We start from the raw sequence: 25,713 nt of genomic DNA, 5'->3' as shown, positions 1-25,713 counted from the left end.
GGCCCCGGTCAGCCCTCGCGCAGGGCCCGCACCGCGGCCTCCAGGCGCTTGCCGAGATCGCCGTCCGCCCGGCGGAAGTTGTGGACGGCGCGCTCGGCGATGTCCTCGCGGGAGACCTCCGCGATGCTGCCCGCCAGATTGTCGATCAGGCGCTGCCGCGCGTCCTCGGACATCAGCCGGTAGAGGTCACCGGCCTGCACGAAGTCGTCGTCCTCGGCATGGCGCGGGGCCTCGTGGCCGCCGGTCGCCCCGCCGACCGGCAGCGGCTGCCAGAGCGGCCGGCCGGTCTGGTGCGGGCCGCCGAAGCTGTTCGGCTCGTAGTTCTTCGCGCCCCGGTGGCGGCCGTCGTAGAGGAGGCCGTCCCGGGAGTGGGTGCGCGCCTCGGTGGCGCGCGGGCGGTTGACCGGCAGGTGGTCGGCGTTGACGCCGACGCGGTAGCGGTGCGCGTCCCCGTAGGCGAAGAGGCGGCCCTGGAGCATCTTGTCCGGGGAGGGGCCGATGCCCGGCACGAAGTGGGCGGGCGAGAAGACCGACTGCTCCACCTCGGCGAAGATGTTCTGCGGATTGCGGTTCAGTTCGAGCCTGCCGATCTCGATCGGCGGGTAGTCCCCGTGCGGCCAGACCTTGGTCAGGTCGAAGGGATTGAAGCGGTAACCGGCCGCCTCGGCCGCGGGCATGATCTGCACCTGCACGGTCCAACTCGGGTACGCACCGCGCTCGATGGCCTCCCGCAGGTCCCGCTGATGGCTGTCGGGGTCCCGGCCCGCGAGGGCCGCGGCCTCCTCGGCGGTGAGGTTCTCGATCCCCTGGTCGGTCTTGAAGTGGTACTTGACCCAGAAGACCTCGCCCGCCTCGTTGTTCCACTGGTAGGTGTGCGAGCCGTAGCCGTTCATATGGCGGTAGCCGGCCGGGATGCCGCGGTCGCCGAAGAGCCAGGTGACCTGGTGGGTCGACTCGGGGCTCAGCCCCCAGAAGTCCCAGACGTTGTCCGCCTCCTGGCTGCCGGTGTACGGATCGCGCTTCTGGGTGTGGATGAAGTCCGGGAACTTGACGGCGTCCTTGACGAAGAACACCGGGGTGTTGTTGCCGACGAGGTCGTAATTGCCCTCCTCGGTATAGAACTTCAGCGCGAAGCCGCGCGGATCGCGCACCGCGTCCGGCGCCCCGAGATTGCCCGCCACGGTGGAGAACCGCAGGAAGGTCTCGGTCTGCTTGCCGACCTCGGAGAGGAAGGCCGCCCGCGTCCACCGCGAGACGTCCCGGGTCAGCGTGAAGGTGCCGTACGCGCCGGCGCCCCGGGCGTGCACCACCCGCTCCGGGATCCGCTCGCGGTTGAAGTGCGCGAGCTTCTCCAGGAGCGACTGGTCCTGGACGAGCACCGGACCGCCGGCGCCCGCCGTCTCGCTGTTCTGGTTGTCGGCGACCGGCGCCCCGGCCTCGGTGGTGAGCGGTCCCTGGGTCACGTACGCCTCCTGCGTCCTCGCGCCGACCGCGCCTCGGCCGGATGAGACCCGACCCTACATTGGACTTTGTCTAAGTCAAGCAGAGGTCCAAAGACATACATGTTCGGGTTCGAGACCTCGGCTGTTAAGCTGGCCCGCATGAGTGACCTGTTGGAACGGCTGCGCGAGCGCGGCTGGCGCATGACCGCCCAGCGGCGCGTCGTGGCGGAGGTCCTCGACGGCGATCACGTCCACCTGACGGCCGACGAGGTTCACGCCAGGGCGGTGACCAGGCTGCCCGAGATCTCCCGGGCGACCGTCTACAACACCCTCGGCGAGCTGGTCTCGCTGGGCGAGGTGCTCGAAGTCGCCACCGACAAACGCGCCAAGCGCTACGACCCCAACGCCCACCAGGCGCACCAGCACCTGGTCTGCGCGCGGTGCGGCACCATCAGGGACGTCCACCCGACCGGCGATCCGCTCGCCACCCTCCCCGACGGCGAGCGCTTCGGCTTCAGCCTGACCGGCGCCGAGGTCACCTTCCGGGGCGTCTGCCCGGACTGCCGCTGAGCCACCGGGCGCCCCGCCCTACGCGGGTAGCCGGACCCTCTGCCGTACGAACGCGGCGGGCCGCTCGCCGCACAGAGCCGGACAAGCGCCCCCTGCCGTACGGATCCCCCGCGGCCCGCACGCGGCGGCTCAGGAGCCGGGAGCGGCCTCCTCCAGCCAGGTGTGCAGCGCCCACCACCAGCGCATGGTCTGCAATACGGCCGGGCGCACGCCGCCCGCCGGGAGGTCCAGCGGGGCCCCGGTGATCTCGCTCAGGCGGCTGAGCCGGTAGCGCACCGTATTGGGGTGCACATGCAGCGCCACGGCGGCCTGGTCCACCCGGTGGCCGTGGTCCAGATAGGCCAGCGCGGTGGTCGCCAGCTGCCGGTGGAACTCGTCACCGGGCCGCAGCCGCCCGAGCAGGCTGCCCACCAGGAGTTCGGCCAGCGCCGGCTGCGCGAACAGCGCGGTCTCACCGGCCAGTTCGGTCAGCGGGTACAGCCCGCGCAGCCCGAGCCTGATGCCCGCCTGGAGCGCGGAGAGCACCAGCGGGTGCAGTTCGCCGGCCCTGCCGAGCGGGACGGCCGGGCTCGCCACCATCAGGGCGGTGCCGACCGCCTCCGGGGCGGGCAGCCGGGGGGTGAGCCCGGAGAGCCTGCCGTCCACCAGTCCGTACACCCCCGAGTCGCCGACGAAGCGCTGCTCCAGGGAGCGCGCCTGCGACAGCTCGGTCACATCGGAGAGCACGCAGTGGTAGAGCCCCTCCGACTGGAGTCCGGCCCGGACGATCTCCTCGTTCGCCAGCTCCGCGGTCCGGCCGTGCAGGAGGTGCCGCAGCACCTGCTGCCGGGAGTCGCGGGCGGTCCAGGCGAGTTCGAGTTCCGCGGCGTGGTAGCCGCTGATCACATGCCGCTCCAGCATGCCCGCGTACCGGTTCACGGCGACCAGCGCCTCCAGGATCAGATCGGCGGGCACCCCGGCCTCGCGGGCCCGCTCGATGGCGATCTCGGTGATGCGCCCGCGCCCGGCGTGCACGGCGCGCAGCAGGGCGGTGATCGAGATGCCCTGCGCCGCCCGGAGCGCCCCGAGGCGGGAGGCGGGCCCGAAGTCCCCTTCCTCCAGGGTGACTTCACCGGCGAGGGCGGCGAGGCCCGCGCTGATCAGGAGGGTCACATGGCGGCGGTTCTCCTCCACCGTCAGGCGGGCCACGTCCGGCGAGTGGTGCCGGGCCTCGTGGACGATCTCCTGGATGATCGCCTCGTCACCGGCCATCTCCCGCAGGACCCGGGCGAGCACCTCCCGCCCCTCGTCCTGGGCGCGGAGCGCTGCTGCGGTACGAGTCCGCTCGGGGGCCGGGTCGTGCTCCGCACGGAGCGCGGCACGCGGCGGCAACTCCCGCCCGGTGGAGGTCTCCTCGTGTGCGGCGGACGTACGCCCACCGGCCTTCGCGGCGCCCATGTTCGCCTCCCCCCGGCTGCCTGCCGTCTGCCACGGCGCCGGTGCGGAGTCCGGCGCCGGCACCCGCCGCACGGACGGGCCGGGGCACGTCCGCACGGTCCGAGCTGCCACCTCGGTTGCTTGCGGGCTACCGCAAAGTAACATCTGGGCGCGCGCCACAACAGCCCCCTTCGGCCCCCTTGTACGGCCTTTGCACCCCTGTGCACCCCCTGCTCACCAGGGAAGACCCGCGCCCGGAACACACCGAAGGCCCGGTACCAGTGTCGGTACCGGGCCTTCGGCCTTGAGTAGCGGGGACAGGATTTGAACCTGCGACCTCTGGGTTATGAGCCCAGCGAGCTACCGAGCTGCTCCACCCCGCGTCGGTGAACACCACACTACGTTGACCTCACGCAGCAGCGCAAATCGCTTTACGGTCCGGGCTCCCGCCGCAATCCCGCTGGTCGGGGCGGTGCCCCACCGCCGGGCGAGCGGGCCGGGCGCCACCGGGTGGGACACGTCACAGCACCCGCCACCGGGAACGGTCACGCACCGTCCAGGGAAAACGGCCGCGGGCGGGACGGAAGGCTCCGTCCCGCCCGCGGCCGGGCTCGCGGCTCGGCCCCGCACCGCGCGCTCAGGCCGTCATCTCCTGCCGCAGCGCCTCGGAGAGCCGGCCCGCGCGGCGGGCGACCTCCGCCGGGCCGAGTTCGACCGCGAGGGCGCTCCAGCGCTGGGCCTCGCCCAGTTCCCCGCGCCGCGCGTAGAGCAGCGCCAGCCGCAGCGCCGCCCTGCCGTGCCCGGCCTCGGCGGCCCGGGTCCACCACAGCGCCGCCTCCGGCTCGCTGCCCTCCCGGGCGAGCAGCAGGCCGAGGTTGAAGGCGCCGTTGCGGCTGCCCGCCTCGGCGGCCAGGCGGTACCAGCGGGCCGACTCGACCACCTCACCGCGGGCGGCGGCGAGCATGCCGACCCGCACCTGGGCGCGCCGGTGGCCCTGCTCGGCGGCCCGCTCGTACCACTCCTCGTACTCGGAGCGCTCGGTGGTGCTCTCGCCCAGCTCGTGGGTGGGCAGCGGCGGGCGCCGGGCCTCCAGGACGGCGGCGAGCCGGTAGGCGGCCTCGGCGCTGCCGCCCCCGGCGGCGCTGCGCAGCAGCCGCTCGGCCGCGGGCTCGTCGCCGTCCCGCAGCTTGGCGATGCCGACCTGGAAGGCCGCCTCGGTGTGCCCGGCCTCGGCCGCCCGCTCGTACCAGCGCAGCGCGCTCGCCGCCTCGCCCCGCCCCGCGTGCAGGATGCCGAGGTTGAAGGCCGCGTCCACGCTGCCGGACTCGGCCGCCTTGGAGAACCAGGGCTCGGCGCCCGCGGTGTCCCCGGCCTGGAGCAGCAGCACGGCCAGGGCGTTGGCGGCCTCGCGGTGACCGGCGTAGGCGGCCCGGCGGTACCACTGCTCGGCCTGGACCTTGCGGTGCTGGCCCGCGCAGAGCAGCCCGAGGTTGTACGCGCCGTTGACGTCGCCCGCGTCCATGGCGGCCCGGTACCAGCGCTCGGCGGTCTGGGGCTCGCCGCGCTGCGCGTGCAGGGCGCCGAGGGCGTTGGCCGCGTTGCCGTCGCCGTCCTGGGCGGCCCGCAGCCACCACACGGCGGCGCTCTCCTCGTCGCCCGCGTCGCGCAGCAGGAAGCCGAGGGCGCAGGCGGCACGCGCCTCGCCGTCGCGGGCCGAGGTCAGGTACCAGAGCCCGGCCTCCTTCAGCTCACCGCGCGCCTCCAGGAGGGTGCCCAGGTGCAGGGCGGCCCGGCGGTGGCCGCGGGCGGCGGCCTGCCGGTACCACTGCTCGGCCTCGGCGGCGAGCGCCTCCTGCTCGCCGTCCGCGGTCTTCGCCGCGCGCGCCGGGGCACCCGGGAAGCCGCGCCCGCCCGGGCCCTCCGGCTCGGGGCGGCGGCCCAGGGCGCGCGCGAGGCGGTACGAGGCCTCCCGGTGCCCGTGCTCGGCGGCGGCGCGCATCCACTTCTCGGCCTCGCCGTCGCCGCGGTGCTCCAGGAGGTCGGCGAGGGCGTAGGCGCCGAGGGCGTGGCCCTGCTCGGCGGACTGGCGCAGCCAGTACTCGGCGGCGGGCTCGTCGCCGCGCTCGCGGTGGTGGCGGCCGAGGGCGTGCGCGGCGGCGGCCGAGCCCGCGACGGCGGCGGTGCGCCACCAGCCGGCCGCCTCCTCCGCGTAGCCGCGCTGGTGGAGCAGGACGCCGAGGTTGTTGGCGGCCGCGCGGTCGCCCGCGGCGGTGGCCGCGCGCAGGTGGGGCTCGGCCCCGTCGAGGTCGCCGCGGCGCAGGAGAAGGGCGCCGAGGACGCTCATCGCCTCGGGGTCGCCCGAGGCGGCGGCGTGCCGGTGGCGCGCCTCCTCCGCGGCCGTACCGGTCTCGTCCCGGTCGGTCGGCTGCACAAATCGCCCTGTTTCCAACAGAGTTGCCTTGTCCCCCATAACGTCCATCGTCGCACCACCCGCAACCTTGGTACATCTGGTATACCGCAGCAGTGAGGTCACTTCAGCGTTTTGTCGACATGCCCACAGAGAGATAAGCCAAACGCGTCGAACTGAACAATCGTCAAGAGACCTGAACTCAGGTCAAGGAAAACGCTCTTGGCGGCCTTCCGCACGCCGGACCGGGTCTTCGGCCGGTCCTGCGAAGGACACCTGAGCGAATCAACTGCCGCACGACGAAGGCCCGGATCCTGGTTTCCAGGATCCGGGCCTCCAACTGCAGTAGCGGGGACAGGATTTGAACCTGCGACCTCTGGGTTATGAGCCCAGCGAGCTACCGAGCTGCTCCACCCCGCGTCGGTAGGACGACCCTAGCACGACGCGGGACGGAGCCTGTCCTCGGCGGTCCTCAGGGGGAGTTGCCCTTGGCGGCGTCCTCGCCCGCGTCGGGCTTCGTGCCGCCCTCCGGCTGCTTGTGGGGGACGCTGGGCTTGGCGGGCTTGCCGTCGCCCGCCTCGCGCTTCTCCACGTCGGCCTGCGCCTCGGCGGCCCGCTTCAGCGCCTCCTCCAGCTTCTTCTGGGCCTTGCCGTACGCCTCCCAGTCGCCCTTCCTGAAGGCCTCCTGGCCGTCGTCGAAGGCCTGCTGCACATCGTCCAGGGCCTCCTGCACGGTCGGGTCCTCCGAGGCTGGCGGCTTCTCGCCCTCCGGGGGCTTCTCACCCTCCGGCGGCTTCTCGGTGTCGCCCTTGGCGTCGAAGACCTTGTCCAGGGCCTGCCCGAGGGTGTCCTCGAAGGCGGTGGCCCCGCCGTAGGTGACCAGGACCTTGCGCAGCAGCGGATACTTCAGGCCGCCGCCGCGGACGTAGACCGGCTCCACGTAGAGCAGCCCGCCGTCGAGCGGCACCGTGAGCAGGTTTCCGTACTCCACCTCGGAGTCGCCGCCTCTGAGCAGCCTGATCGACTCGGCGATGGTCTGCTCCGAGTTGAACTGGCTCTGCACCTGCTTGGGCCCGTCGACGGTTCTGCTGGACGGGAGCTTCAGGACGCTGATCTTGCCGTAGTCCTTGGTGCCCGCCTCGGCGTTGACCGCCATGAAGGCGCTGAGGTTGTCCCGGCCGTTGGGGGTGAAGGTCGTCGTCAGCGAGAAGGACTGCGACTTCTCCTTGGGCAGCTGCATGCTCAGGTAGTACGGCGGTACCGCGTCGCCCGTCTTGTTGGTCGGGTCGTCCGGCACCTGCCAGACCTCGCTGCCGCTGAGGAAGGTGGTGGCGTCCTTCACGTGGTAGCGGGTGAGCAGCTCGCGCTGGACCTTGAAGAGGTCCTGCGGGTAGCGCATGTGGTCCATGAGCGTCTTGGAGATCTTGCTCTTGGGCTCCACGGTGCCCGGGAAGGCCTTCTTCCAGGTCTTGAGCACCGGGTCCTCGGTGTCCCACTCGTAGAGCTTGACCTTGCCGTCGTAGGCGTCGACGGTGGCCTTCACCGAGTTGCGGATGTAGTTGACCTGGTTCTCCTGGGCCACCACCGCGCGCTGGTTGTTCGCCGCGGTCAGCGAGTCCGCGGTGGTGTCGCCGAGCGTGGTGCGCGAGGCGTAGGGATAGCCGTTGGTGGTGGTGTAGGCGTCGACGATCCACTGGATGCGGCCGTCGATCACCGCCGGGTAGGCGTCGCCGTCGATGGTCAGCCAGGGGGCGACCGCCTCGACGCGCTCCTTGGGCGTGCGGTTGTACAGGATCCGCGAACCCTCGCCGATCGCCCCGGAGTAGAGGATCTGCGGCTCGCCGAAGGCCACCGCGTAGGCGGCGCGGTTCATCGGGTTGGAGAGGTTGACACCGCTCTTGCCCTTGAAGCTGGTGGTCTTCTCCCCGCTGTCGTCGGAGTAGTCGATCTCCTTCTGGGGACCGCCGACGATCGAGTACTGGGTGGTCTTCTCGCCGTAGTACACCCGCTGCTGGTACTCGCCGAGGCTGCCCTTGGACGGCAGGTCGGACTCGGTGAAGACCGGCCGCCCGTCCTGGTCGGCGGTGGTGCCCTTGGCGGAGACCACCCCGTAGCCGTGGGTGTAGCGGAAGTGGTCGTTGATCCAGTTGTTCTTCGGGATGCCGCCGAGGTTCAGCTCGCGCAGGCCGATGACGGTGTCCTGCTCCTTGGCGTCGGCGCCCTTGCCCGAGGTGTAGCGGTCCACGTCGAGGTTGGAGGGGAAGGCGTAGTAGTTCTTCATCTGCTGGAGCTGCTGGAAGGTCGGCGAGACGACGTTCGGGTCGAGCAGCCTGAGGCTCGCGACGCTGTCCGCGTCGTCGCGCAGCTTCGTCTTGTCCTCGGTCGCGCTCTTGCCCTGGTACTCCTGCACCTCGGTGCCGTTGATCCCGTACGCCTCACGGGTGGCCTTGAGGTTCTTCTCGACGTACGGCGCCTCCTTGGCCTGCTCGTTCGGCTGGACCTGGAACTTCTGCACGATGGCCGGGTACAGGCCGCCGATCAGCACCGCCGAGAGCACCATCAGGCCGAAGCCGATGACCGGCAGCTGCCAGGTGCGCCGCCACAGGGTGGCGAAGAAGAGCACCGCGCAGATGACCGCGATGCAGAAGAGGATGGTCTTCGCCGGGAGGTAGGCGTTGGCGTCGGTGTAGCGCAGGCCGGTCCAGTTCCCGGTGGCCTTGAAGTCGCTGGACTTCACCGCGAGTCCGTAGCGGTCCAGCCAGTAGGCCACCGCCTTGAGCGTCACGAAGACGCCGAGCAGGACCGAGAGGTGGCCGGTGGCCGAGGAAGTCGCCCGGGCGCCGGGGCTGGTGATGCGCAGCCCGCCGTAGAGGTAGTGCGTGACGGTGGCCGCGATCAGGCCGAGCACGGTGGCGGCGAAGCCGAAGCCGAGCAGGAAGCGGTACCAGGGCAGGTCGAAGGCGTAGAAGGAGACGTCGAGATGGAACTGCGGGTCCTTCTGGCCGAAGTCGACGCCGTTCACCCACATCAGCCAGGTGCGCCACTGCCCGGCCGCCGAGGCACCGGAGACCAGGCCGACCAGCGCGGTGACCCCGAGCAGGATCCACTTCTTGTACGGGGCGATGCCCATCCGGTAGCGGTCGAGGTTCTGCTGCTCCGCGGACATCGCGGACAGCGGGGGCCGCAGCCGGTGCGCGAGCCAGATGTTGACCCCGACCGCCACCGCCATCAGCAGCCCGAAGACGAAGAAGAGCCCGATCTTCGTCCACAGGGTGGTGGTGAACACGGACGAGTACCCCACGGAGCGGTACCAGAGCCAGTCCGTCCAGAAGCCCGCGAACATCACGAAGACCATGGCGAGCACGGCCAGGACGCCGAGCGTCATGAGAAGCGTGCGGACACGCCGGGAGGGCCGGCCCACGGAGATTCTCCGTGGACCCGTCGGGCCTCCGCCGCGGTCCGGCATCTGGAAAGCCAAGGTGACACCTCGAAGTCGCTGTCGCTGTTGCTCTGTCGGTCCGGCGCCGCCGTACGGAACCGGCCACGCGGATACTGCTGCGGAACGGCCCGCCGGGGGCCCTCCCTCCGGCCCGCCGGCGACGGCCCGGGAGGTGGAACGGCACTGCTGGGTCGGCCCCGTGATGGTAGGGCCCACTGGTGCAACTTACGGAAGCTTTACTCAGTTCCCGCTCAGGGCCCCGAACCGGGCTCGGTTCCCGGTCCGCCCCCTGAACCAGGCAGGATATTGGCCATGTCCAACCACACCCCCGCGGGCCCCCCGATGACGGCGAGCCCGCTGACCCGTGCCGTGCTCGAAATCGACGACTACGTCTCCGGCCTCGGCTGGGACCGCCCGGCCCTGCTCTTCGCGCTCGTCGACACCGAGAAGCTGCGTACCGAGGAGCCCGGCCTCGCCGAGCGCCTCGGCCTCGGCGAGGAGACGGCGGCCGGTTCCCTCACCCCGATCGAACAGGAGGAGCTTCCGGCGGGCAGTCCGCTGGACGAGTTCCTCGGCACCATCGCCTGGCCGGACGCGGTCGCCGGCTGCGCGCTGACGGTGGAGCGCCTGATGCTGCCGCCCTCCGCGGAGCAGTCGGTGCCCGAGGGCCTCGACGAGGCGCAGCTCGCCCGGTGGGTGGCCGCCCACCCCGAGCGCCAGGAGGTCCGTATGACGGTGGGGGTGCTGCGGGACGGCACCCGGGAGTCGGCGCTCAGGCTGCGCGAGAAGGACGCGCCGACCGAGGTGCTGACCGGCGCCGGACTCGTACCGGGCCTCGCGGAGGCGCTGGCGGCGACCTTCGCCGAGTAGCGGCGGACGCGCCCGGGCGGGGCGGCGGAACCGGTCACGCACCGGTCCTGCCGCCCCGCCCGGGCGCGGAGGTCAGTTCTCGGTGCAGGAGGGCAGGTCCGAGGTCCGGTCCGCGCGGATGTCCCGCAGGGAGTCGACGGCGTCCGCGATGGTCTCCACCTTGACCAGGGTCAGCCCGTCCGGCACGTCCTTCGCGGCGGCGGCGCAGTTGTCCTTCGGGGTGAGGAAGAACTCGGCCCCCTTGTCGCGCGCGCCGACCGTCTTCATGCCGATGCCGCCGATGGGGCCGACGGTTCCGTCGTCCTCGATGGTGCCGGTGCCCGCGACGAACTTGCCGCCGGTGAGGTTCTCCCGGGTCAGCTTGTCGACGATGCCGAGGGCGAACATCAGGCCCGCGCTCGGGCCGCCCACGTCGGCCAGCTTGATGTCGATGTCGAACGGGAAGATGTGGTCGGCCCCGGTCTCGATGCCGACGACGGCCTCCCCGTCCTCGTTCGCCCGGGTCTTCACGGTGACCTGCTCGGTGTGCTTCGACTCCTTGCGCGCCTTCTTGGCGGCGGCCGCCTCCTTGGCGGGGACGAGGGTGAACTCGACCTTCTCGCCGGGCTTGCGCGCGGTCACCAGCTTCCGCACGTCGTCGGTGTCGGACACCGGCTTCCCGTCGACGCTGCGGATCACATCGCCGACGTGCAGGGAACCCCGGGCCATGCTGTCCTTCGCGACCTTGGCGACGAGCACCCGGGCCTGCACCGGGATCTTCAGCTCCCGGAGCGCGGCGGCCTTGGCGTTCTCCTGGGAGCCGCTGAACTCCACGGCGTTCTCCTGGGAGGACTGCTCCTCCGTCTTGCCGTTCGGGTACAGCGTCTCGTGCGGCACCACGACCCGGTCGTGCGAGAGCCAGCCGACGACGGCCTCGGGGAGGTTCATCGTGTAGTCGGCGCCGGTGACCCGCACGGTGGTCATGTTGAGGTGCCCGCTGGTGCCGTAGGTCTTGCGGCCGGAGATCTGCAGGACCGGTTCGCCGCCGTGGTCCCCGAGGGTGTTCACGGTGGGACCGGGCGACATCTCCGAGTACGGCACCTTGATGAAGACGCCCGCGCACAGCAGCGCGATCAGCATCAGGGTGGAGGCGAGCATCGTCGAGGTGCGGCGTGGCATGGCACGACAGTACGGGAAACGTCCGCGCGCACGCCGGTCGGGCCCGTTCATCTGTGCCCCTGGTGCCCCGTGCGCGGCGGCCCGGGGCTCAGAGGGTGCCGGAACCCGAGTGCGACTTCTCCATGGCCTCGCGGAAGCGGGCGTAGCCGGCGAGTTCGGGACCGTCGCCGACATGGCGGCGCCGGGCGATCCAGCTGCCCCAGGCTCCGGCCCCGACCGCGGCGGCAAACGGAATGAGCAGCCAGGTGAGTGCCCCCATGGCGACCTCCCAACCGAGACGAGCGAAGACAACTGACTGATCAGCAGATTAGCGATCCGCACGATCAACGCTCACGGCAGGGTGCCGGTTACGCAAGCGGAACGACTTTCGGGAAGTCATCCCGGCGTACGGGTGAGGGCACGGCCGGAGGCCGGACCGGAGACGACGGGCGGCGGGCCCGGCTCAGCAGGCGCCGACCCACTCCTCGGTGCCGTCCGAGAAGCGCTGGTGCTTCCAGATCGGCACCTCCCGCTTCAGATCGTCGATCAGCCGGCGGCAGGCCTCGAAGGCCTCCCCGCGGTGCGCGCAGGAGACCGCGACGACCACCGCGAGATCGCCCACGACCAGGTCACCGGTGCGGTGCACGGCCGCGAGCGCGCGCACCGGGAAGTCGGCCACCACCTTCTCCGCGACCTTGCGCAGCTCCGCCTCGGCCGAGGGGTGCGCGGAGTACGAGAGGGCGTCGACGTCCGCCCCGCCGTCGTGGTCCCGGACGGTCCCGACGAACAGGGCGGTGCCGCCCGCCGCCGAGTCCCCGACGGCCCGGTGGACCTCGTCGACGGAGAGCGGGGTGGCCCGCAGTTCCAGCAGCCGGATGGGTTCCTCGGCCCCCTGTTCACCGGGGTGCGCGGAGGACGCGTGCACGGAGGTCATGGCCCCATGGTGCCGTACGGGGGCGTGCGGAGGTGGTCCGGCCCCGGTCCGCCGGGCGCCCCGCGGACCGGTCGCGGGGCCGCCGGATCAGATCCGCCGCCGCGCCTTGCGGGCCCTGCGCACCACGGCCGCGGCGCCCAGCAGCGCCACCGTGGCACCGGCCGCGCCCGCCGCCGTCGCGTCCTTGCGGCCGAGCCGCCGCCCGGCGACCGTGTGCCGCCCGGCGACCTCCTCCAGGAGCTCGGTCAGGACCTCCTCGTTGGTCCACTGCGGCCGCCACCCCGCGTCGTGCAGCCTGCCGACGCTGACCACCCACGGATACATCGTGTACGCGAGGTCCCCGGCCGGTGACGGGGTGAGGCCGATCCGGTGCAGCCGGGCCGCGGCGCCCAGCGCCACCGCGGAGGGCAGCTCCATGCGCCGGATGCCGGTCAGCTCCTCGACCTCCTCCTGCTCCAGCCAGCCCTCGCAGCCCACCGCGAGCTCGCCCTCGGCCAGACCGAGCACCGCGTACTCCAGGGCGCTGCACAGGTCCTCGACGTGGCAGAACTGCCAGGCCGGCCGCGAACCGGCGACGACCAGCAGCCGCGGGGACTCGAAGTAGCGGGTCAGCGCGGTGTCGGTGCCGCCGACCAGGGTGGCGGGGCGGACCACGGTGACATTGAGTCCGGGGTGGGCGCGCGGGGCGCGGCGGGCCAGGTGCTCCACCTCCAGGAGGTCGCCCACGCCGGTGGCCTCGGCGGTGGCCCGCAGCTCGGCGTCCTCGGAGAGCGGCAGCTCGTTGTCGGGCAGGGCGCCGTAGACCATCGCCGAGGTGCACAGGACGACCCGGTGCACTCCCGCCGCCGCGGCGGCGGTGAGCACGGTCTGGGTGCCGCGGACGTTGTAGGCGGTACGGGCCGCGGGGTCGCTGTCGAGCCCCAGGTCCAGGGCGAGGTGGACGACGGCATCGGCGCCGCGCAGCTTCTCCGCGATGGCGGGGTCGCGCACGTCCAGGACGTGCCACTGGGCCGCCGCGCACTCCCCGCGGCGCTCGTCGAAGGCCAGGACCTGCTTGATCTCCTCGCTGGCCGCGAGCCGCTCCACGAGTACCGCGCCGACGCCCCCCGCGGCTCCGGTGACGGCGACGGTGAGCCTGCGGCCTGCCTCGCCCGTCGCGATGTTTCGCGCTGCGCGAACCTGCGGATCTGGGGAACTCAACGGGCCTCTCCAGCGGTTGTCTTCAGTACGTACCCGAAGAAGACGTACGTACCAGGTGGCATCCATCCTGCCGCAGGCCGCGAGTCGGCGGAGCACCGAGCCCACAACCGGCGCGGTGTCTACGCTGGAGGTGATGTCGGGCAGCCGCCGCCGGAACCGACCGGCGGCCCTACGAGCCGAGGAATCCCGTGAGTGACACCCCATTCGGATTCGGCCTTCCGCCGGAGGAGCCGGAGAACGGCGACGAGGGCAGGAAGAAGGACCAGCAGGGCGGCGGTCAGGGACCGGCGAACCCCTTCGGCTTCGGATTCGGGGGCCTGCCCGGCGCGGGCGGCCCGGGCGGCGGTGACAACCCCTTCGCGGCGATGTTCGGCTCCATGAACCCGGGCGACCTCGGCGCCGCCTTCCAGCAGCTCGGGCAGATGCTCTCCTACGAGGGCGGCCCGGTGAACTGGGAGATGGCCCAGCAGATCGCCCGCCAGACCGTCGCCCAGGGCACCCAGGACGGCGTGAAGGACTCCAGCGTGGGCCCGGCGGAGCGCTCCGCCGTCCAGGAGGCCGTGCGCCTCGCGGACCTCTGGCTGGACGATGTGACCTCGCTGCCCTCGGGCTCGGGCTCGGCGGTGGCCTGGAGCCGCGCGGAGTGGGTGGAGGCGACCCTGCCCGTCTGGAAGGACCTGGTCGACCCGGTCGCCGAGCGGGTGGGCGCGGCGATGGGCGATGTGCTGCCCGAGGAGATGCAGGCCATGGCGGGCCCGCTGATCGGCATGATGCGCCAGATGGGCGGCGCCATGTTCGGTACGCAGATCGGGCAGGCCGTCGGGGTGCTCGCGGGCGAGGTGGTCGGCTCCACCGATGTCGGCCTGCCGCTCGGCAAGCCCGGCCAGGCCGCCCTGCTGCCGGTGAACGTCGAGGCCTTCGGCAAGGACCTGAGCGTGCCGATGGACGAGGTGCGGCTCTACCTCGCCCTGCGCGAGGCCGCCCACCAGCGGCTCTTCGCGCATGTGCCCTGGCTGCGCTCGCATCTGTTCGGCGCGGTGGAGGGGTACGCCCGCGGGATCAAGGTGGACACCGCCAAGCTCGAAGACGTGGTGGGCCAGTTCGACCCGCAGAATCCGGAGCAGCTGCAGGACGCGTTGCAGCAGGGCATGTTCCAGCCCGAGAACACCCCCGAGCAGCAGACCGCGCTCGCCCGCCTGGAGACCGCGCTCGCGCTGGTCGAGGGCTGGGTGGACGCGGTGGTGCACGCGGCGGCCAAGCCGCGGCTCTCCTCGGCGGACGCCCTGCGCGAGACGCTGCGCCGCCGCCGCGCCTCCGGCGGTCCGGCCGAGCAGACCTTCGCCACCCTGATCGGCCTCGAACTGCGCCCGCGCCGCCTCCGGGACGCCGCCCGGCTGTGGGCCTCGCTCACCGACGCCCGCGGGGTCGAGGGCCGCGACGGCCTCTGGTCGCACCCGGACATGCTGCCCACCGCGGCCGACCTGGACGACCCGGACGGCTTCGTCCACCACGAGCAGCTCGACTTCTCCGAGCTGGACAAGATGCTCGGCGAGGCCGCGGGCAAGGGCCCGGACCTGCACAAGGACGAGAAGGGCACGAGCGGCGGGGGCGACGCGAGCGGCCCGGGTACGGACAAGGGCTCCGCGGCGGACGGCGGCACCGAGGCGAGCGGGGAGCACGGCGAGGGCGGCAGGCCCGGCGGCGAGGGTGACGAGGGCAGGTGAGCCTCCACGAGGACGCGGTCCGCGTACTGACGGAGTACCCGGCCCAGCCCGCGCTGCGCGAGGAGTACCTGGAGCATCTGGCCGCCCACCCCGACGGGGTCTTCAAGGCCTGCGGCTCCGGGCATCTCACCGCCAGCGCCCTGGTGATCGACCCGGAGCGGGAGCGGGTGCTGCTCACCCTCCACCGCAAGCTGCGGATGTGGCTCCAGATGGGCGGCCACTGCGAGCCCGGTGACGGCTCCCTGGCCGAGGCCGCCCTGCGGGAGGCCGGCGAGGAGTCCGGCATCGGCGGGCTGCGGCTGCTGCCGGGCGGCCCGGTCCGCCTGGACCGGCACCGCATTCCGCCGCCCTGCCACTGGCACTTCGACGTGCAGTACGCGGCGCTCGCCCCGGCGGGCGCCGTGCAGGCGATCAGCGAGGAGTCCCTGGACCTGCGCTGGTTCGGCTACGCGGAGGTCGCCGCCGTCGCCGACGACTCGGTCCTCCGCCTCCTGGCAGCCGTACGGGAACGGCTCTCACCCCAGGCCTCGCACCCGTAGCGCGGGGCACCCGGAACGCAGGGGACGGCCGGGGCTGCGGCGGGGAGGCGACTGCCCGGCCCGAGGCGCACCCGGCGAAGGGGCGATCGGCATCGCGGGCCGCCCCTTCGCCGTGCCGCTGTCCGGGGCCGTGGGGCGCTGTCCGCAGCGGTGACGCGATCCGGCCGCGCTCAGCTCCAGACGTTGCCCTGGTTCTGGCCGCGGGCGCCCTGCTGGCCCATGCCGTACTGGGCGCGGACCCCCTGGCCGATCTGCGCGCCCTGCGGGGGCAGGAGCTCGCTGGGCTGGACGAGGGCGTAGCCGGTGCCCATGAAGCTCAGCTCCCAGCCCTCGCCGGTGCTGCCGCGCCTGCGCCAGACCCCGGAGGAGTGCGTCTGCGCCTGCATCTGGACGCGCAGCCCGTTGGACCAGGCCACGATCGCGTCCGCGTCCGCGTTGACGTACCGGTCCGGGGTGACCTGGAGCATCAGCGGCTGGCCGGAGGTCATCAGGGCGACCTTGCCGGTGCCGGTGATGACGATCTGGTACTTGCCGGAGCCGGAGATCCCGTACTGGCTGTCCACGGCGACGACCTCGTAGTGCAGCGAGGAGTCCAGGGCGAGGACATAGCTGCTGTCCACGGTCAGGCCCTCGTGGCCGACGTCGACGACGTGGATGTACTGGGCGAGGTTGGCGAAGTAGACCGTGCCCTGCCCGTGGCAGCGCATCAGGTCGAGTCCCTCGCCGGTGTGCGCGCGGGCGCGGCGCTGCCCCGCGGACTGGATCTCCGCGTCGAACTCCAGGAGCCCCTGGTAGGCGACCATGGCGCCCTTGCGGGCGAGGACGTCGTCGTGTCCCTGGAGGCTGACCCGCAGCAACTGCGGGTTCTGCAGGGCGTAGCGCTCCTGCGTCTGCTGCTCGGCGAAGCCGAAAAGCGGGCTCTGCATGATGTCTTCGCTCCCCCTCAGCCCCGCGCCCGCAGGCGGTCGGTGCTGTCCTCGCTCGGCTGGACGACGACGATCCCCTGCCCGGAGAACGCCATCTGGTAGGCCTCGCCGCTGCCCCGCCCGATCAGTGAGGAGGCCTTGAAGCTGCGCTTGCCCTTCACCTTCAGATTCGGCGACCAGGCGACCAGCGCGTCCGGGTCCACATAGGTCTCGTCCTCGCCGCTGCCGCAGTCGACGACGATCGGCGTGCCCCGCGAGGTCAGCGCGACCCAGCCCTGGCCGGAGATCTTGATGTTCCACAGCCCCTGGCCGGCGAACTTGGCGAGCCCCTTGACCCGCTCCACGCCCCACTGGAGGTGGGCGTCGAAGGCGAGCAGATTGGTGCCGTTGACCGAGAGGGAGTCGCCGCCGAGGTTGATGACGACGACATCCGCCCCGTAGTCGGCGAGGTAGAGGAGGCCGTCGCCGGAGCACTTCATCAGGGGCGCGCCCTCGCCGGTGATCCAGTCGCGGGCGATCTGGCGTACCGCCGGCGGGTTGGGCTCGTACTGCACGAAGCCCTCGTAGGCGACCATCGAGCCGACCCGGGCGAGCAGGTCCTGCCCGCTCTGCATGGCGACCTTGAGCATGTGCTCGCCGTGGTTCTCCATACGGGCCCCGACGGGTGCGGGTGCGTGGCCCGCGAACTGCTGCTGATTCATGACGGGCTCCCTCAGACCTCGTACGGCTGGACGACGATGAAATTGCCCGGGGCGCCGCGGAACTGGAGGTTCACGCTCTCGCCGGTGTGCCCCGGGTAGGCGTTGCGGCGCATCCGGACCTGGCTGGAGACGATGACCTGGGAGGCCGCGGACCAGGCGACGACGGCATTGCAGTCGGCGAAGGTCGTCGGCGTCACCGGCAGCACCACCGGTATGCCGTGGGTGCGGACGATGATCGTGCCGGTGCCCTGGAACTGCATGGTGAACAGCGCGCCGCCCGGGATGCCGTGCCCCTCGACCCGGCGGACCTCGTACTGGAGGCTCTCGTCGAAGGCGAGGACGTTCTCCGCGGAGACGCAGATGGCGTCGCCCTGGAGCTCGATCGGATGCAGATGGGTGGCCTCCTCCGCGAGGAAGACCTGACCGCGGCCCGAGGCGCGCATCAGCTGCATCTCCTGGCCGGTGGCGTTGCCCACGATGCGGCCCGCGAACCCGGCGCCCTTGTACCCGAATTCGACCTTGCCCTGGTAGAGCACCATGCTGCCCTGGCGGGCGAGCACCGGCTGGCCGCCGACGCCCAGGTCGACGCGGACCAGCTTGGCGTTCTGCTGGGTCCAGCGCTGGCCGGTCGGCGCCTCCTTGTACAGCGAGAAGGCGGCGGCCACCCCCGGGGACTGCGCCTGCTGGGGTGCTGCTCCGGGTGCCTGCTGACCGCCGAACTGGCCGGGCGGCTGGGCGTATCCGGGCGGTGGAGTGGGCGCCGCCGGTGCGCCCTGCTGACCGTATCCGGGCGGCGGGACGGGTGCGCCGGGCTGGCCGCCGTAGCCGGGCGGCAGCGGGGCGCTGGGCCGGCCCTGGCCGGGAGGCGCGGGGGGCTGGCCGTATCCCGGGGGCGCGGTGGGCGCTCCGGGCTGGGCGCCGTAGCCGGGTGGCAGGGGCGCGCTGGGTGCGGGCGCGCCGGGGCCCGGCTGGCCGAGCGGGGCGGCGATGGTGGGCGCCGCGTGCACCGGCGGTGCGGCCGGGGCCGGCTCGGGCGGAGCCTGCTGGGGCGGGATGTGCTGCGCGGGGGCGGGACCCGCGGGCGCGCCGAAGGCGGGCGGCGCCGCGGACTGCGCGGGCGGCGCGAAACCGGGGCTCTGGCCGCCGCCGGGGGGCGGGGCGAAGCCGGGCGTGCCGCCGGAGGGCGCCGGGGCCGGCTCCTCCTCGGCGACCTCGCCGCCGAAGTTGCGCAGCAGCGCGTCGAGTCCGCCGTCGAAGCCCTGGCCGACCGCGGCGAACCGCCAGACGTCCTTGAGGTAGATGTCCCCGAGCATGACCGCGCGCTCGGTGCTGAACTCCGCCCCGCTGAAGGAGTAGCGGGCCACTTCCTCGCCGCCCGCGACGATGCGCAGATAGCCCGGGGCGACCTGCGACATCTGCCCGGCGCCGTCGAGCGCGGCGGTGAAGGACAGCCTCTGGATGTGGGAGGGGATCTTGTCGAGGGTGACGCGGAAGGACTCGGTGTCACCGGCCTGTGCGCCGAGCAGCTGGAGTGACTCCTCGGGCGACTTGGGCTGGTTGAAGAAGACGAAATAGCGGTCGTCGGAGAGCTGCTCCGCGGCGTCGAGCCCGAAGCAGCTGATGTCGAATGTCAGCCCCGGGCCGGCGATCTGCACGCCCACGTACAGGTCCGTCCCCGCGGTGAGGTCACTGATCTTGGCCTTGTGGCCGCGTTGGAATTCCCTGGCCATGCGTAACGACCGTCCCCCATCCCGAATGTGTGTCTGTGTCGCGCAAGGCTAACGGCTCCCGCCGACAGTGCGGCGTGCCGATACAGACCCGGTACACAGTCACCGAGGCGACGATACGAAAAGTAGTCCGGCAACTACCGCGAGCGCGCGCCGGGAAGATGCGGCAGCCGGTCCGCCGCGACGACCCCCTCCAGGTATCCGCGGGCGCGCTCGGTTCGCGGATAGGCCTCCAGGAGCCGCCAGAAATCGGGGCCGTGGCCGGGCACGAGGAGATGGGCCAGTTCATGCAGGAGGACGTAGTCCACCACGTACTCGGGCATGCCCTGAAGGCGGTGCGAGAGGCGGATGCTGCCCTCGGCCGGAGTGCACGAACCCCAGCGGGTGTTCTGGTTGGTGACCCAGCGCACCGAACGCGGCTTCGCGCGGCCCTCGAAATACTGGCCGGACAGGCGCGCGGCGCGCTCGGCGAGTTCGGCGTCGCCGAGAACGCGGCGGCTTTCCTGTGCGGCCAGTTTGTCGAGCATGACGCCCACCCAGCGCTCTTCCTCCGCCTCGGACATCCGGGCCGGAATGAGGACCACGGTGCGGTCGCCCTCCCGGTACGCGGAGACCGTTCTGCGCCTGCGGCTGCTCCGCCGCACCTCGACCTGACTCGACCGGGATCCGCGCGGCGGCGGGCTCGTCGTGCTGCGCGGGGGCTTTCCGGCGCTGTGCAGGGGATCGGCGGGCACGCCACGACGTTACCCGCTGCGCCCGCCGGAAGTCCCGCCTCCGGCCCGGTTCGGCACCGAACCACCAGACCGCAGCAAATTAGTACGACCAATTCCCCTTGCCTGTGGACAACTTCGGCCGCTCTTTCCGGCTCCCGTGCATTCTGGATTCCCTCGCGGGCGGCCGGCTCGGGGACGGCCGAGGGGAATCACCGCGGCGGATTCCCCGTCCGGGGCGCCGCCCCGCGGATATCGCCCGCACCCGCCGACCGAGTCCCTGCCGCTCATGTCTCCTCCCGATCACGCCCCGCGCCGATCAAGGCGCGGCCCACCGAAAGAAGTCCGCACCACTCTCCCGGCTACTCACCCGGCAGCCACTCCCGCGGAAACCGCTCCCACGAATCCCGCGGCGCGCGGAAACCGCTCCGCGACCGCCAATCCCAAGTGACGTACGGAGGAACCAGAATGCATCCACTTCTCAAACCGTCGCTCCGGCCCGGCTGGCACGACCTCAACACCGTGCAATTCGGGGTGGCACCGGCGCACGCCGTGGTCCTCTCCCCCGTCGACACGGCGAGCGGCAGCTTCCTCTCGCTCCTCGACGGCACCCGCGGGCTGCCCCTGCTCCGCGAGGAGGCCGCCCGGATGGGCATGGACGAGGGGTACGTGGACCGGCTGGTCGCCCGCCTCGCCGGGGCGGGCCTGATCGACGAGGCCCAGCCGGCCGACCCACGGGCCCGTGCCCTGCGCCGACGCCCCGCCGCGCTCCGGCGCCTCGGCCCCGACCTGGCCTCCCTGTCCGTCACCCAGCGCGATCCGGACGCCCCGCTGCTCCGCCTGACGGCCCGCCGGGACATGCGGGTCCAGGTCCGGGGCGCGGGACGGGTGGGCGCCGTGCTCGCCTCCGTGCTCTCCGCCGCGGGGGTGGGGCAGGTCGACGTGATGGACGGCGGCTGCGTGGAGCCCGGGGACGTCAGCCCCGGCGGAGTCGCCGAGGCCCAGGCCGGCCGCAGACGCTCCGACGCCGCCCGCCAGGCGGTGCGCCGCGCCGCGGCCGACCGCCCGCGGCGGACCCGCGCGGCGCACCGGGACGGCACCGAGCCCCCGCTGTCCCTGGTCGTCCTCGCACCCCGGGACGGTCTGCGCGCCTACTTCCCCGACGAGGCGGAGGCCGAGCAGTTCCTCACCACCGGGACCCCGCATCTGTACGCCGGTGTCCTGGAGGCGACCGGTTTCGCGGGCCCGCTGGTGCTGCCCGGCAGCACGCCCTGCGCCGGATGTGTCCTCCGTCACCGCACCGACCGTGATCCCCGCTGGCCCCGGCTGCTGGCCCAGTGGCACTCCGGCGGCCGGCGCCGGGCCCAGGCCTGCGACCTCGCTCTGGCCACGACCGTTGCGGGGCTTGCCGCGGCGCGGGCCCTGGCCTTCCTCGACGGGCACGCCCCGGACTCCCCCGGCGTCCGCTGGGAGACCTCGCTGCCCGCGCTGAACTGGCACGCACGGCAACTGTGGGCGCACCCAGCGTGTCCCTGCGGCGCCGGAAGCGAGGCCCCCGCGGAAGGTATGGGGGAACACACTTCGAAGCAGGCCCCCTTGCACGCGACAATGGCCGGGTAACCGCCGTACGCGGCGCAGCAGTCTGGGTTTTGGAGGGGCGTATGTCTGATCTTCCCCGGAAGGTGGTCACCCGGACCGCCAAGCTGGCCGCCTTGCCCCTGGGCTTCGCGGGCCGGGCCACCTGGGGGCTCGGCAAGCGGATCGGCGGCATGTCCGCCGAGCTCGTGGGGCGCGAGCTGCAACAGCGCACCGCGGACCAGCTGTTCAAGGTGCTGGGCGAGCTCAAGGGCGGGGCCATGAAGTTCGGGCAGGCCCTGTCCGTCTTCGAATCGGCGCTTCCGGAGGAGGTCGCGGGCCCGTACCGCGCCGCGCTGACCAAGCTGCAGGAAGCCGCGCCGCCGATGCCGACGCGCACGGTTCACACCGTGCTCACCGAGCAGCTCGGCGAGGACTGGCGGGAGCTCTTCCTCGAATTCGAGGACCAGCCCTCCGCGGCGGCCTCCATCGGGCAGGTGCACCGCGCCGTCTGGCAGGACGGACGCGAGGTCGCCGTCAAGGTGCAGTACCCGGGAGCGGGCGATGCCCTGCTCTCCGACCTGAACCAGCTGAGCCGCTTCTCCCGGCTCCTCGGCCCGCTGATCCCGGGCATGGACATCAAGCCCCTCATCGCCGAACTGCGGGACCGGGTCTCGGAGGAACTCGACTACGGCCTGGAGGCCCAGGCCCAGCAGGCACACGCGGAGGAGTTCGCGGGCGACCCGGATGTCCTCGTCCCGGCGGTGGTGCGGCAGAGCGACCAGGTGCTGGTCACCGAATGGATCGACGGCACCCCCCTGTCGGAGATCATCGCGGAGGGGACACCGGAGCAGCGGGACAGGGCGGGCCAGCTGCTGACCCGCTTCCTCTTCTCGGGACCGGCCCGCACCGGTCTGCTGCACGCCGACCCCCACCCCGGCAACTTCCGGCTGCTCCCCGACGGCGAGGGGAGCTGGATACTCGGCGTCCTCGACTTCGGCACCGTCGACCGCCTCCCGGGCGGGCTGCCGACCCCCATCGGCGACTGTCTGCGCATGGCCCTGGAGAGCGAAGCGGGCGCGGTGTACGAGCTGCTCCGCGAGGAGGGCTTCGTCAAGGAAGAGATCGAGCTGGAGCCCGACGCGGTGCTCGACTATCTGGTGCCGATCATCGAACCGGCCAGGGCCCCGGAGTTCGAGTTCACCCGCAGCTGGATGCGCAACCAGGCGGCCCGGATAGCCGATCCCCGCTCCCCCGCACACCAGTTGGGCAGGCAGCTGAACCTCCCGCCCTCCTATCTGCTGATCCACCGGGTCACCCTGAGCACCATCGGTGTCCTGTGCCAGCTCGGCGCGAGGGTGCGGATGCGGGAGGAGATGGAGGCCTGGGTGCCGGGCTTCGCCGCCGCCCACGACGTCTACGAGGAGGGCCCGGAGGAATTCGGCGAGGAGGCCTCGGCCTCGGAGGCCGAGGACGCGTATGCCGGGGAGGAAGAGGAGGCGGAGAGCCAGGAGACCGCGCTCCCGGCGGACGAAGTCCAGCCGACCTCGGAGGACGAGCCCGCCGAGGAGGTCTCGTCGGCCGAGGCAGCCGCCGTCGCCGAGAAGCCCGTGCCGAAGCAGGGCGGCAAGCGCAAGCGCGCCCCGCGTCCGGCCGCGAAGGCACCCGGAGCGAAGGACGAGGAGACCGCCGCCGAGGCCTGACCGGAGCGCCTCGCCCGCTGGTCCCTGGGGCGGGGCCTCGCGGGCGCCCGCCCGGAAGGCCCGGGGCGCCCGGAAGGGCCCGGGCGGCTCACCAACCGGGGCGGCTCACCACCAGTGCGAGTCGAGTCGCCCTTCGATGTCCCGGATATGGGCCCGTGCGCAGGAGTCGCAGAAGTAGCGCCGGGTTCCGTTCTCGACCGAACAGGTCCAGGTGACCTGCCCGCTCTCGGCTTGAGCGCCGCACTGGGCGCAGACGAGGTGCTCGGCTTCCGGCTCTTGCGCCGTTCCGTGTTGTCGCCGCTCCATGGTGTGACGATATCTCCGGACAACCGGCATCGCCCGGCACCACACTCCCGCTCCTCATCCTCCCGCTTCTCGCGGCCGGCCCAGCCTCCCTCGGCCGGGTGACGAGGTACCGCTCGGCGCTTCTCCTCCGCGATCAGCGCCGGGTCGGCACCGGTCCCGATCAGCGCGCCGGCGAGGAGAGGTCCGGATGGGGCGCCGGGTTCCGCTCGCTCCGGGGGCTCGGGACCGTCGGCAGATCCCGGGACCGGCGGATCGGCGAGAAGAGCAGGACGAGCGCGGCGAGCGGTACGCCCGCCGCCGTGATCCACATGGCGGTGCGCAGGTCGAAGACGGTCCCGAGCCATCCGCCGAGCAGGGCTCCCAAGGGGATCGTGCCGAAGTTGAGGACGGCTGTACTCGCGGTCAGGCGCCCGAGGAGCCGGGGCGGGCAGTAGCGCTGCTGAAAGCTCGCCTTGAGGACGTTTCCGCCCACCACCCCCGCCGATACGCAGAACCCGCCCGCGACGAACAGGAGGAGTCCAGGCCCGGCGAAGGCGGCCGGGATGAGCAGGGCGAACATCGCGAAACCGAGCTCGAAGAGCAGCATCGCGCGGGCCGTACCGATCCGGCGGGAGACCCTGCGCGCCAGCAGCGCCCCGGCGACACCACCGGTGCCGGATACGGCGATGACGCCGCCGACCGCTCCGGGCGCCAGGCCGACGACCTGTACGAGAAAGACCACCTGGATCGACTGGTAGCCCATGAGAGCCAGGTTCGACGTGGCTCCGAACAAGGTCAGCGCGCGCAGCCAGGAGTCACCGGCGACCCATCGCAGTCCCTCCCGGACCTCGCCGGACAGCGCTCCCCGATCACGCTTCCGCTCGGGGCGTGGTTCCCGCTGCCGGATGCGCGCCAGGCAGAGAAGGGCGAGGAGGAAGGTGGCCGCATTGGCGAACATCGCGTTCACCACGCCGACCGCCTGCCCGATGACACCGGCGGAGCCCAGCCCGGCGATCTGCGCGGCGGAGGCGCTGCCGTGCAGTTTGGTGTTGCCCTCGGGCTGGTCCTCGGGTTCCAGCAGGCTCGGCAGATAGGCGGTGTAGGCGGTCTGGAAGAAGACGGCGGCGGTGCCCGAAAGGAGGGCGACGGCCATCAGCAGCCCGATGCTCAGCCGGCCGGTGCGTTCCGCGAGCGGGACGGCGGCGAAGAGCAGGAAGGACACCGCGGCGGCGGTCAGCATGACGGGCCTGCGCCGCATCCGGTCGACCCAGGCGCCCACCGGCAGTCCGATGACGAGCCAGGGCAGCCATGCGGAGGCGCCCAGCAAGCCGACCTCGAAGGTGCTCGCCCGCAGGGTGGAGACAGCGATCAAGGGCATCGCCACGGCGGTGACGGAGGCGCCGAACTTGCCCGCCGTCTCGCCGCACCACAGCAGGCGGAAGTCCCGATGCCGACGCAGCAGGCTGACGCCGGTTCCCTGGCTCACCCCTCGCTCCGCTCTCGGCGCGGAAAGGACTGGATCTGCACGATGACCGGCAGCGCCCCGGGCATCGGCTCCGCGTCCGCCGGAGGGGTGTGGCGGGCGACGACAGCCCTCAACTCCTCATTGAGTGCGGCGAGCTGTGCCGGTGTCAGCCGGAGATCACGCCAGTCGGCGAGAGTCCCGGCCCGCTGCCAGTCACCGTCCCAGCTCTCGCTCAGATACCTGGTGACCCGGCTGAAATACTGCTGCACCAGCTCGTGCAGATAGACGGAGAGCGCCCCTCGGGTGTCGGGGTCCTCACGGAACTCGGCCGTCTCCATGACCTTCGTGTCCTCGACCACCCGCCACCAGCGTTCCCGCTTGGTGCCCCGGTCCCTCTCCTCCTCGATGAAACCGTGCTCGGCAAGGTGCCGCAGATGCCAGCTGACGGTTCCGGTGCTCTCGTCGAGGCGCGCGGACAGCCCCGTGGCGGTGGCAGGTCCGTCCAGGGTCAGCATTTCGAGGATGCTCATCCGCAAGGGGTGCGCCAGCCCGCGCAGACTACGGGCGTCCAGACGCCGTACGGGCTTGTGACCACCGCCCTGCTGCTCGCTCTTCCCGTACGCCTCGTGCACGCCTTCGTCGCTCATGCCGCCAGGCTAAGTTACAGAGGACTCTCTGCAAAGGGTCCTCTGCAACTTCGGTCGGACTCACCGGCCTCGGACCGGACTCGGACAGAAACCCGGCGCGGGTGTGTGGAGAGGCGCCGAAGCCGAAGGACAAGAAAGAAAGAGAGGCGCCGATCCCTGGGACCGGCGCCTCTCTGAGATTCGTGACCTCGCCACGCATGCCGCCGTGCGGCGAGGGGGCGACGTCGAAGCGCCGTCAGCCGAGGAAGCGGGCCGCCGTCATGGGGACAGCGGTCCGGCTTCCTCGGTCGACGGGC

At 72.3% G+C, this 25,713-nt stretch carries 21 protein-coding genes and 2 tRNA genes; 6 read left to right on the top strand and 17 right to left on the bottom strand.

The window, feature by feature from the left end; translation table 11 throughout:
- Positions 1 to 8 precede the first annotated feature (8 nt).
- Positions 9 to 1,463, bottom strand: coding sequence for a catalase (locus tag HFV08_RS02190; protein ID WP_168535224.1), 1,455 nt, complete (start codon positions 1,461 to 1,463; stop codon positions 9 to 11).
- A 138-nt stretch (positions 1,464 to 1,601) separates the two neighbouring features.
- On the opposite strand from HFV08_RS02190, the gene HFV08_RS02185 reads away from it, so the two are divergent.
- Positions 1,602 to 2,012, top strand: a complete 411-nt coding sequence (locus HFV08_RS02185; RefSeq protein WP_168535222.1) for a Fur family transcriptional regulator — start codon at positions 1,602 to 1,604, stop codon at positions 2,010 to 2,012.
- Positions 2,013 to 2,141: 129 nt separating this feature from the next.
- On the opposite strand, the gene HFV08_RS02180 is transcribed toward HFV08_RS02185, so the two are convergent.
- The 5 genes from HFV08_RS02180 to HFV08_RS02160 all read right to left on the bottom strand — a co-directional run bounded on the left by HFV08_RS02180 (position 2,142) and on the right by HFV08_RS02160 (position 9,301).
- The gene (locus HFV08_RS02180; RefSeq protein WP_210429715.1) at positions 2,142 to 3,449 is read right to left on the bottom strand and encodes a PucR family transcriptional regulator; all 1,308 of its coding nucleotides are present in this window, start codon (positions 3,447 to 3,449) and stop codon (positions 2,142 to 2,144) included.
- A gap of 288 nt (positions 3,450 to 3,737) precedes the next feature.
- Positions 3,738 to 3,811 (bottom strand) — tRNA-Met (locus HFV08_RS02175).
- 254 nt (positions 3,812 to 4,065) lie between these two features.
- Positions 4,066 to 5,907, bottom strand: a complete 1,842-nt coding sequence (locus tag HFV08_RS02170; RefSeq protein WP_168535220.1) for a tetratricopeptide repeat protein — start codon at positions 5,905 to 5,907, stop codon at positions 4,066 to 4,068.
- A 274-nt stretch (positions 5,908 to 6,181) separates the two neighbouring features.
- A tRNA-Met gene (locus HFV08_RS02165) sits at positions 6,182 to 6,255 on the bottom strand.
- Between the two features lie 52 nt (positions 6,256 to 6,307).
- Positions 6,308 to 9,301 carry a UPF0182 family protein gene (locus tag HFV08_RS02160; protein WP_168535659.1) on the bottom strand — a complete coding sequence of 998 codons (2,994 nt, stop codon included), beginning with the start codon at positions 9,299 to 9,301 and terminating at the stop codon, positions 6,308 to 6,310.
- A gap of 285 nt (positions 9,302 to 9,586) precedes the next feature.
- Between HFV08_RS02160 and HFV08_RS02155 the strand changes: the two genes are divergently transcribed.
- Positions 9,587 to 10,144: a PPA1309 family protein gene (locus HFV08_RS02155; protein WP_168535218.1), complete on the top strand. Its 558-nt coding sequence runs from the start codon at positions 9,587 to 9,589 to the stop codon at positions 10,142 to 10,144.
- A 72-nt stretch (positions 10,145 to 10,216) separates the two neighbouring features.
- Here HFV08_RS02155 and HFV08_RS02150 read toward each other — a convergent pair whose 3' ends face one another.
- From HFV08_RS02150 to HFV08_RS02135, 4 genes are all read right to left on the bottom strand, one after another.
- Positions 10,217 to 11,302, bottom strand: a complete 1,086-nt coding sequence (locus HFV08_RS02150) for a YlbL family protein (protein ID WP_168535216.1) — start codon at positions 11,300 to 11,302, stop codon at positions 10,217 to 10,219.
- Positions 11,303 to 11,390: 88 nt separating this feature from the next.
- Positions 11,391 to 11,561, bottom strand: a complete 171-nt coding sequence (locus HFV08_RS02145; RefSeq protein WP_168535214.1) for a hypothetical protein — start codon at positions 11,559 to 11,561, stop codon at positions 11,391 to 11,393.
- 183 nt (positions 11,562 to 11,744) lie between these two features.
- Complete coding sequence (locus tag HFV08_RS02140) at positions 11,745 to 12,215, bottom strand: molybdenum cofactor biosynthesis protein MoaE (RefSeq protein ID WP_168535212.1); 471 nt, start codon at positions 12,213 to 12,215, stop codon at positions 11,745 to 11,747.
- 87 nt (positions 12,216 to 12,302) lie between these two features.
- Positions 12,303 to 13,415, bottom strand: a complete 1,113-nt coding sequence (locus HFV08_RS02135) for an SDR family oxidoreductase (protein ID WP_168535210.1) — start codon at positions 13,413 to 13,415, stop codon at positions 12,303 to 12,305.
- Between the two features lie 188 nt (positions 13,416 to 13,603).
- Here HFV08_RS02135 and HFV08_RS02130 point away from each other — a divergent pair, with 188 nt between their 5' ends.
- Together HFV08_RS02130 and HFV08_RS02125 are read left to right on the top strand one after the other, a co-directional pair.
- Positions 13,604 to 15,139 (top strand): zinc-dependent metalloprotease, encoded by a 1,536-nt coding sequence (locus HFV08_RS02130; protein ID WP_168535208.1) that lies wholly within the window; start codon positions 13,604 to 13,606, stop codon positions 15,137 to 15,139.
- Positions 15,136 to 15,678 carry an NUDIX hydrolase gene (locus tag HFV08_RS02125; protein WP_168535206.1) on the top strand — a complete coding sequence of 181 codons (543 nt, stop codon included), beginning with the start codon at positions 15,136 to 15,138 and terminating at the stop codon, positions 15,676 to 15,678. The genes HFV08_RS02130 and HFV08_RS02125 overlap by 4 nt, the downstream gene beginning before the upstream one ends.
- A 170-nt stretch (positions 15,679 to 15,848) precedes the next feature.
- Here HFV08_RS02125 and HFV08_RS02120 read toward each other — a convergent pair whose 3' ends face one another.
- The 4 genes from HFV08_RS02120 to HFV08_RS02105 form a co-directional block, all read right to left on the bottom strand.
- Positions 15,849 to 16,604 carry an AIM24 family protein gene (locus HFV08_RS02120; protein WP_168535204.1) on the bottom strand — a complete coding sequence of 252 codons (756 nt, stop codon included), beginning with the start codon at positions 16,602 to 16,604 and terminating at the stop codon, positions 15,849 to 15,851.
- 17 nt (positions 16,605 to 16,621) lie between these two features.
- Positions 16,622 to 17,305, bottom strand: a complete 684-nt coding sequence (locus HFV08_RS02115; protein ID WP_040248530.1) for an AIM24 family protein — start codon at positions 17,303 to 17,305, stop codon at positions 16,622 to 16,624.
- Between the two features lie 11 nt (positions 17,306 to 17,316).
- A complete protein-coding gene (locus HFV08_RS02110; RefSeq protein ID WP_168535202.1) occupies positions 17,317 to 19,035 on the bottom strand; it encodes a TerD family protein in 1,719 nt (572 codons plus the stop codon).
- A gap of 134 nt (positions 19,036 to 19,169) precedes the next feature.
- Positions 19,170 to 19,766: a M48 metallopeptidase family protein gene (locus tag HFV08_RS02105; RefSeq protein ID WP_168535200.1), complete on the bottom strand. Its 597-nt coding sequence runs from the start codon at positions 19,764 to 19,766 to the stop codon at positions 19,170 to 19,172.
- 444 nt (positions 19,767 to 20,210) lie between these two features.
- Between HFV08_RS02105 and HFV08_RS02100 the strand changes: the two genes are divergently transcribed.
- Both HFV08_RS02100 and HFV08_RS02095 read left to right on the top strand, forming a co-directional pair.
- Positions 20,211 to 21,362, top strand: coding sequence for a ThiF family adenylyltransferase (locus tag HFV08_RS02100; protein ID WP_168535198.1), 1,152 nt, complete (start codon positions 20,211 to 20,213; stop codon positions 21,360 to 21,362).
- A 41-nt stretch (positions 21,363 to 21,403) separates the two neighbouring features.
- Positions 21,404 to 23,020 carry an ABC1 kinase family protein gene (locus tag HFV08_RS02095; RefSeq protein WP_210429714.1) on the top strand — a complete coding sequence of 539 codons (1,617 nt, stop codon included), beginning with the start codon at positions 21,404 to 21,406 and terminating at the stop codon, positions 23,018 to 23,020.
- Positions 23,021 to 23,125: 105 nt separating this feature from the next.
- On the opposite strand, the gene HFV08_RS02090 is transcribed toward HFV08_RS02095, so the two are convergent.
- The 3 genes from HFV08_RS02090 to HFV08_RS02080 form a co-directional block, all read right to left on the bottom strand.
- On the bottom strand, positions 23,126 to 23,326 hold the full coding sequence (locus HFV08_RS02090) for a hypothetical protein (protein ID WP_168535197.1): 201 nt from the start codon (positions 23,324 to 23,326) through the stop codon (positions 23,126 to 23,128).
- A gap of 160 nt (positions 23,327 to 23,486) precedes the next feature.
- Positions 23,487 to 24,791 carry an MFS transporter gene (locus HFV08_RS02085; protein WP_168535196.1) on the bottom strand — a complete coding sequence of 435 codons (1,305 nt, stop codon included), beginning with the start codon at positions 24,789 to 24,791 and terminating at the stop codon, positions 23,487 to 23,489.
- Complete coding sequence (locus HFV08_RS02080; RefSeq protein ID WP_168535195.1) at positions 24,788 to 25,417, bottom strand: ArsR/SmtB family transcription factor; 630 nt, start codon at positions 25,415 to 25,417, stop codon at positions 24,788 to 24,790. The genes HFV08_RS02085 and HFV08_RS02080 overlap by 4 nt, the downstream gene beginning before the upstream one ends.
- Between the last annotated feature and the right edge of the window lie 296 nt (positions 25,418 to 25,713).

The sequence above is a fragment of the Streptomyces physcomitrii genome (genome assembly GCF_012273655.1).
Taxonomy (GTDB): Bacteria; Actinomycetota; Actinomycetes; order Streptomycetales; family Streptomycetaceae; genus Streptomyces; species Streptomyces physcomitrii.
The sequence above is the reverse complement of the archived record's forward strand: the minus strand, read 5'-3'. Positions and strand labels throughout refer to the sequence as shown.

Coding starts and splice junctions, on each gene's coding strand:
- HFV08_RS02185 (WP_168535222.1), top strand. CDS start 1,602: ATGAGTGACCTGTTGGAACGGCTGCGCGAGCGCGGCTGGCGCATGACC.
- HFV08_RS02180 (WP_210429715.1), bottom strand. CDS start 3,449: ATGGGCGCCGCGAAGGCCGGTGGGCGTACGTCCGCCGCACACGAGGAG.
- HFV08_RS02170 (WP_168535220.1), bottom strand. CDS start 5,907: ATGGACGTTATGGGGGACAAGGCAACTCTGTTGGAAACAGGGCGATTT.
- HFV08_RS02160 (WP_168535659.1), bottom strand. CDS start 9,301: ATGCCGGACCGCGGCGGAGGCCCGACGGGTCCACGGAGAATCTCCGTG.
- HFV08_RS02155 (WP_168535218.1), top strand. CDS start 9,587: ATGTCCAACCACACCCCCGCGGGCCCCCCGATGACGGCGAGCCCGCTG.
- HFV08_RS02150 (WP_168535216.1), bottom strand. CDS start 11,302: ATGCCACGCCGCACCTCGACGATGCTCGCCTCCACCCTGATGCTGATC.
- HFV08_RS02145 (WP_168535214.1), bottom strand. CDS start 11,561: ATGGGGGCACTCACCTGGCTGCTCATTCCGTTTGCCGCCGCGGTCGGG.
- HFV08_RS02140 (WP_168535212.1), bottom strand. CDS start 12,215: ATGACCTCCGTGCACGCGTCCTCCGCGCACCCCGGTGAACAGGGGGCC.
- HFV08_RS02120 (WP_168535204.1), bottom strand. CDS start 16,604: ATGCAGAGCCCGCTTTTCGGCTTCGCCGAGCAGCAGACGCAGGAGCGC.
- HFV08_RS02115 (WP_040248530.1), bottom strand. CDS start 17,305: ATGAATCAGCAGCAGTTCGCGGGCCACGCACCCGCACCCGTCGGGGCC.
- HFV08_RS02110 (WP_168535202.1), bottom strand. CDS start 19,035: ATGGCCAGGGAATTCCAACGCGGCCACAAGGCCAAGATCAGTGACCTC.
- HFV08_RS02100 (WP_168535198.1), top strand. CDS start 20,211: ATGCATCCACTTCTCAAACCGTCGCTCCGGCCCGGCTGGCACGACCTC.
- HFV08_RS02095 (WP_210429714.1), top strand. CDS start 21,404: ATGTCTGATCTTCCCCGGAAGGTGGTCACCCGGACCGCCAAGCTGGCC.
- HFV08_RS02090 (WP_168535197.1), bottom strand. CDS start 23,326: ATGGAGCGGCGACAACACGGAACGGCGCAAGAGCCGGAAGCCGAGCAC.
- HFV08_RS02080 (WP_168535195.1), bottom strand. CDS start 25,417: ATGAGCGACGAAGGCGTGCACGAGGCGTACGGGAAGAGCGAGCAGCAG.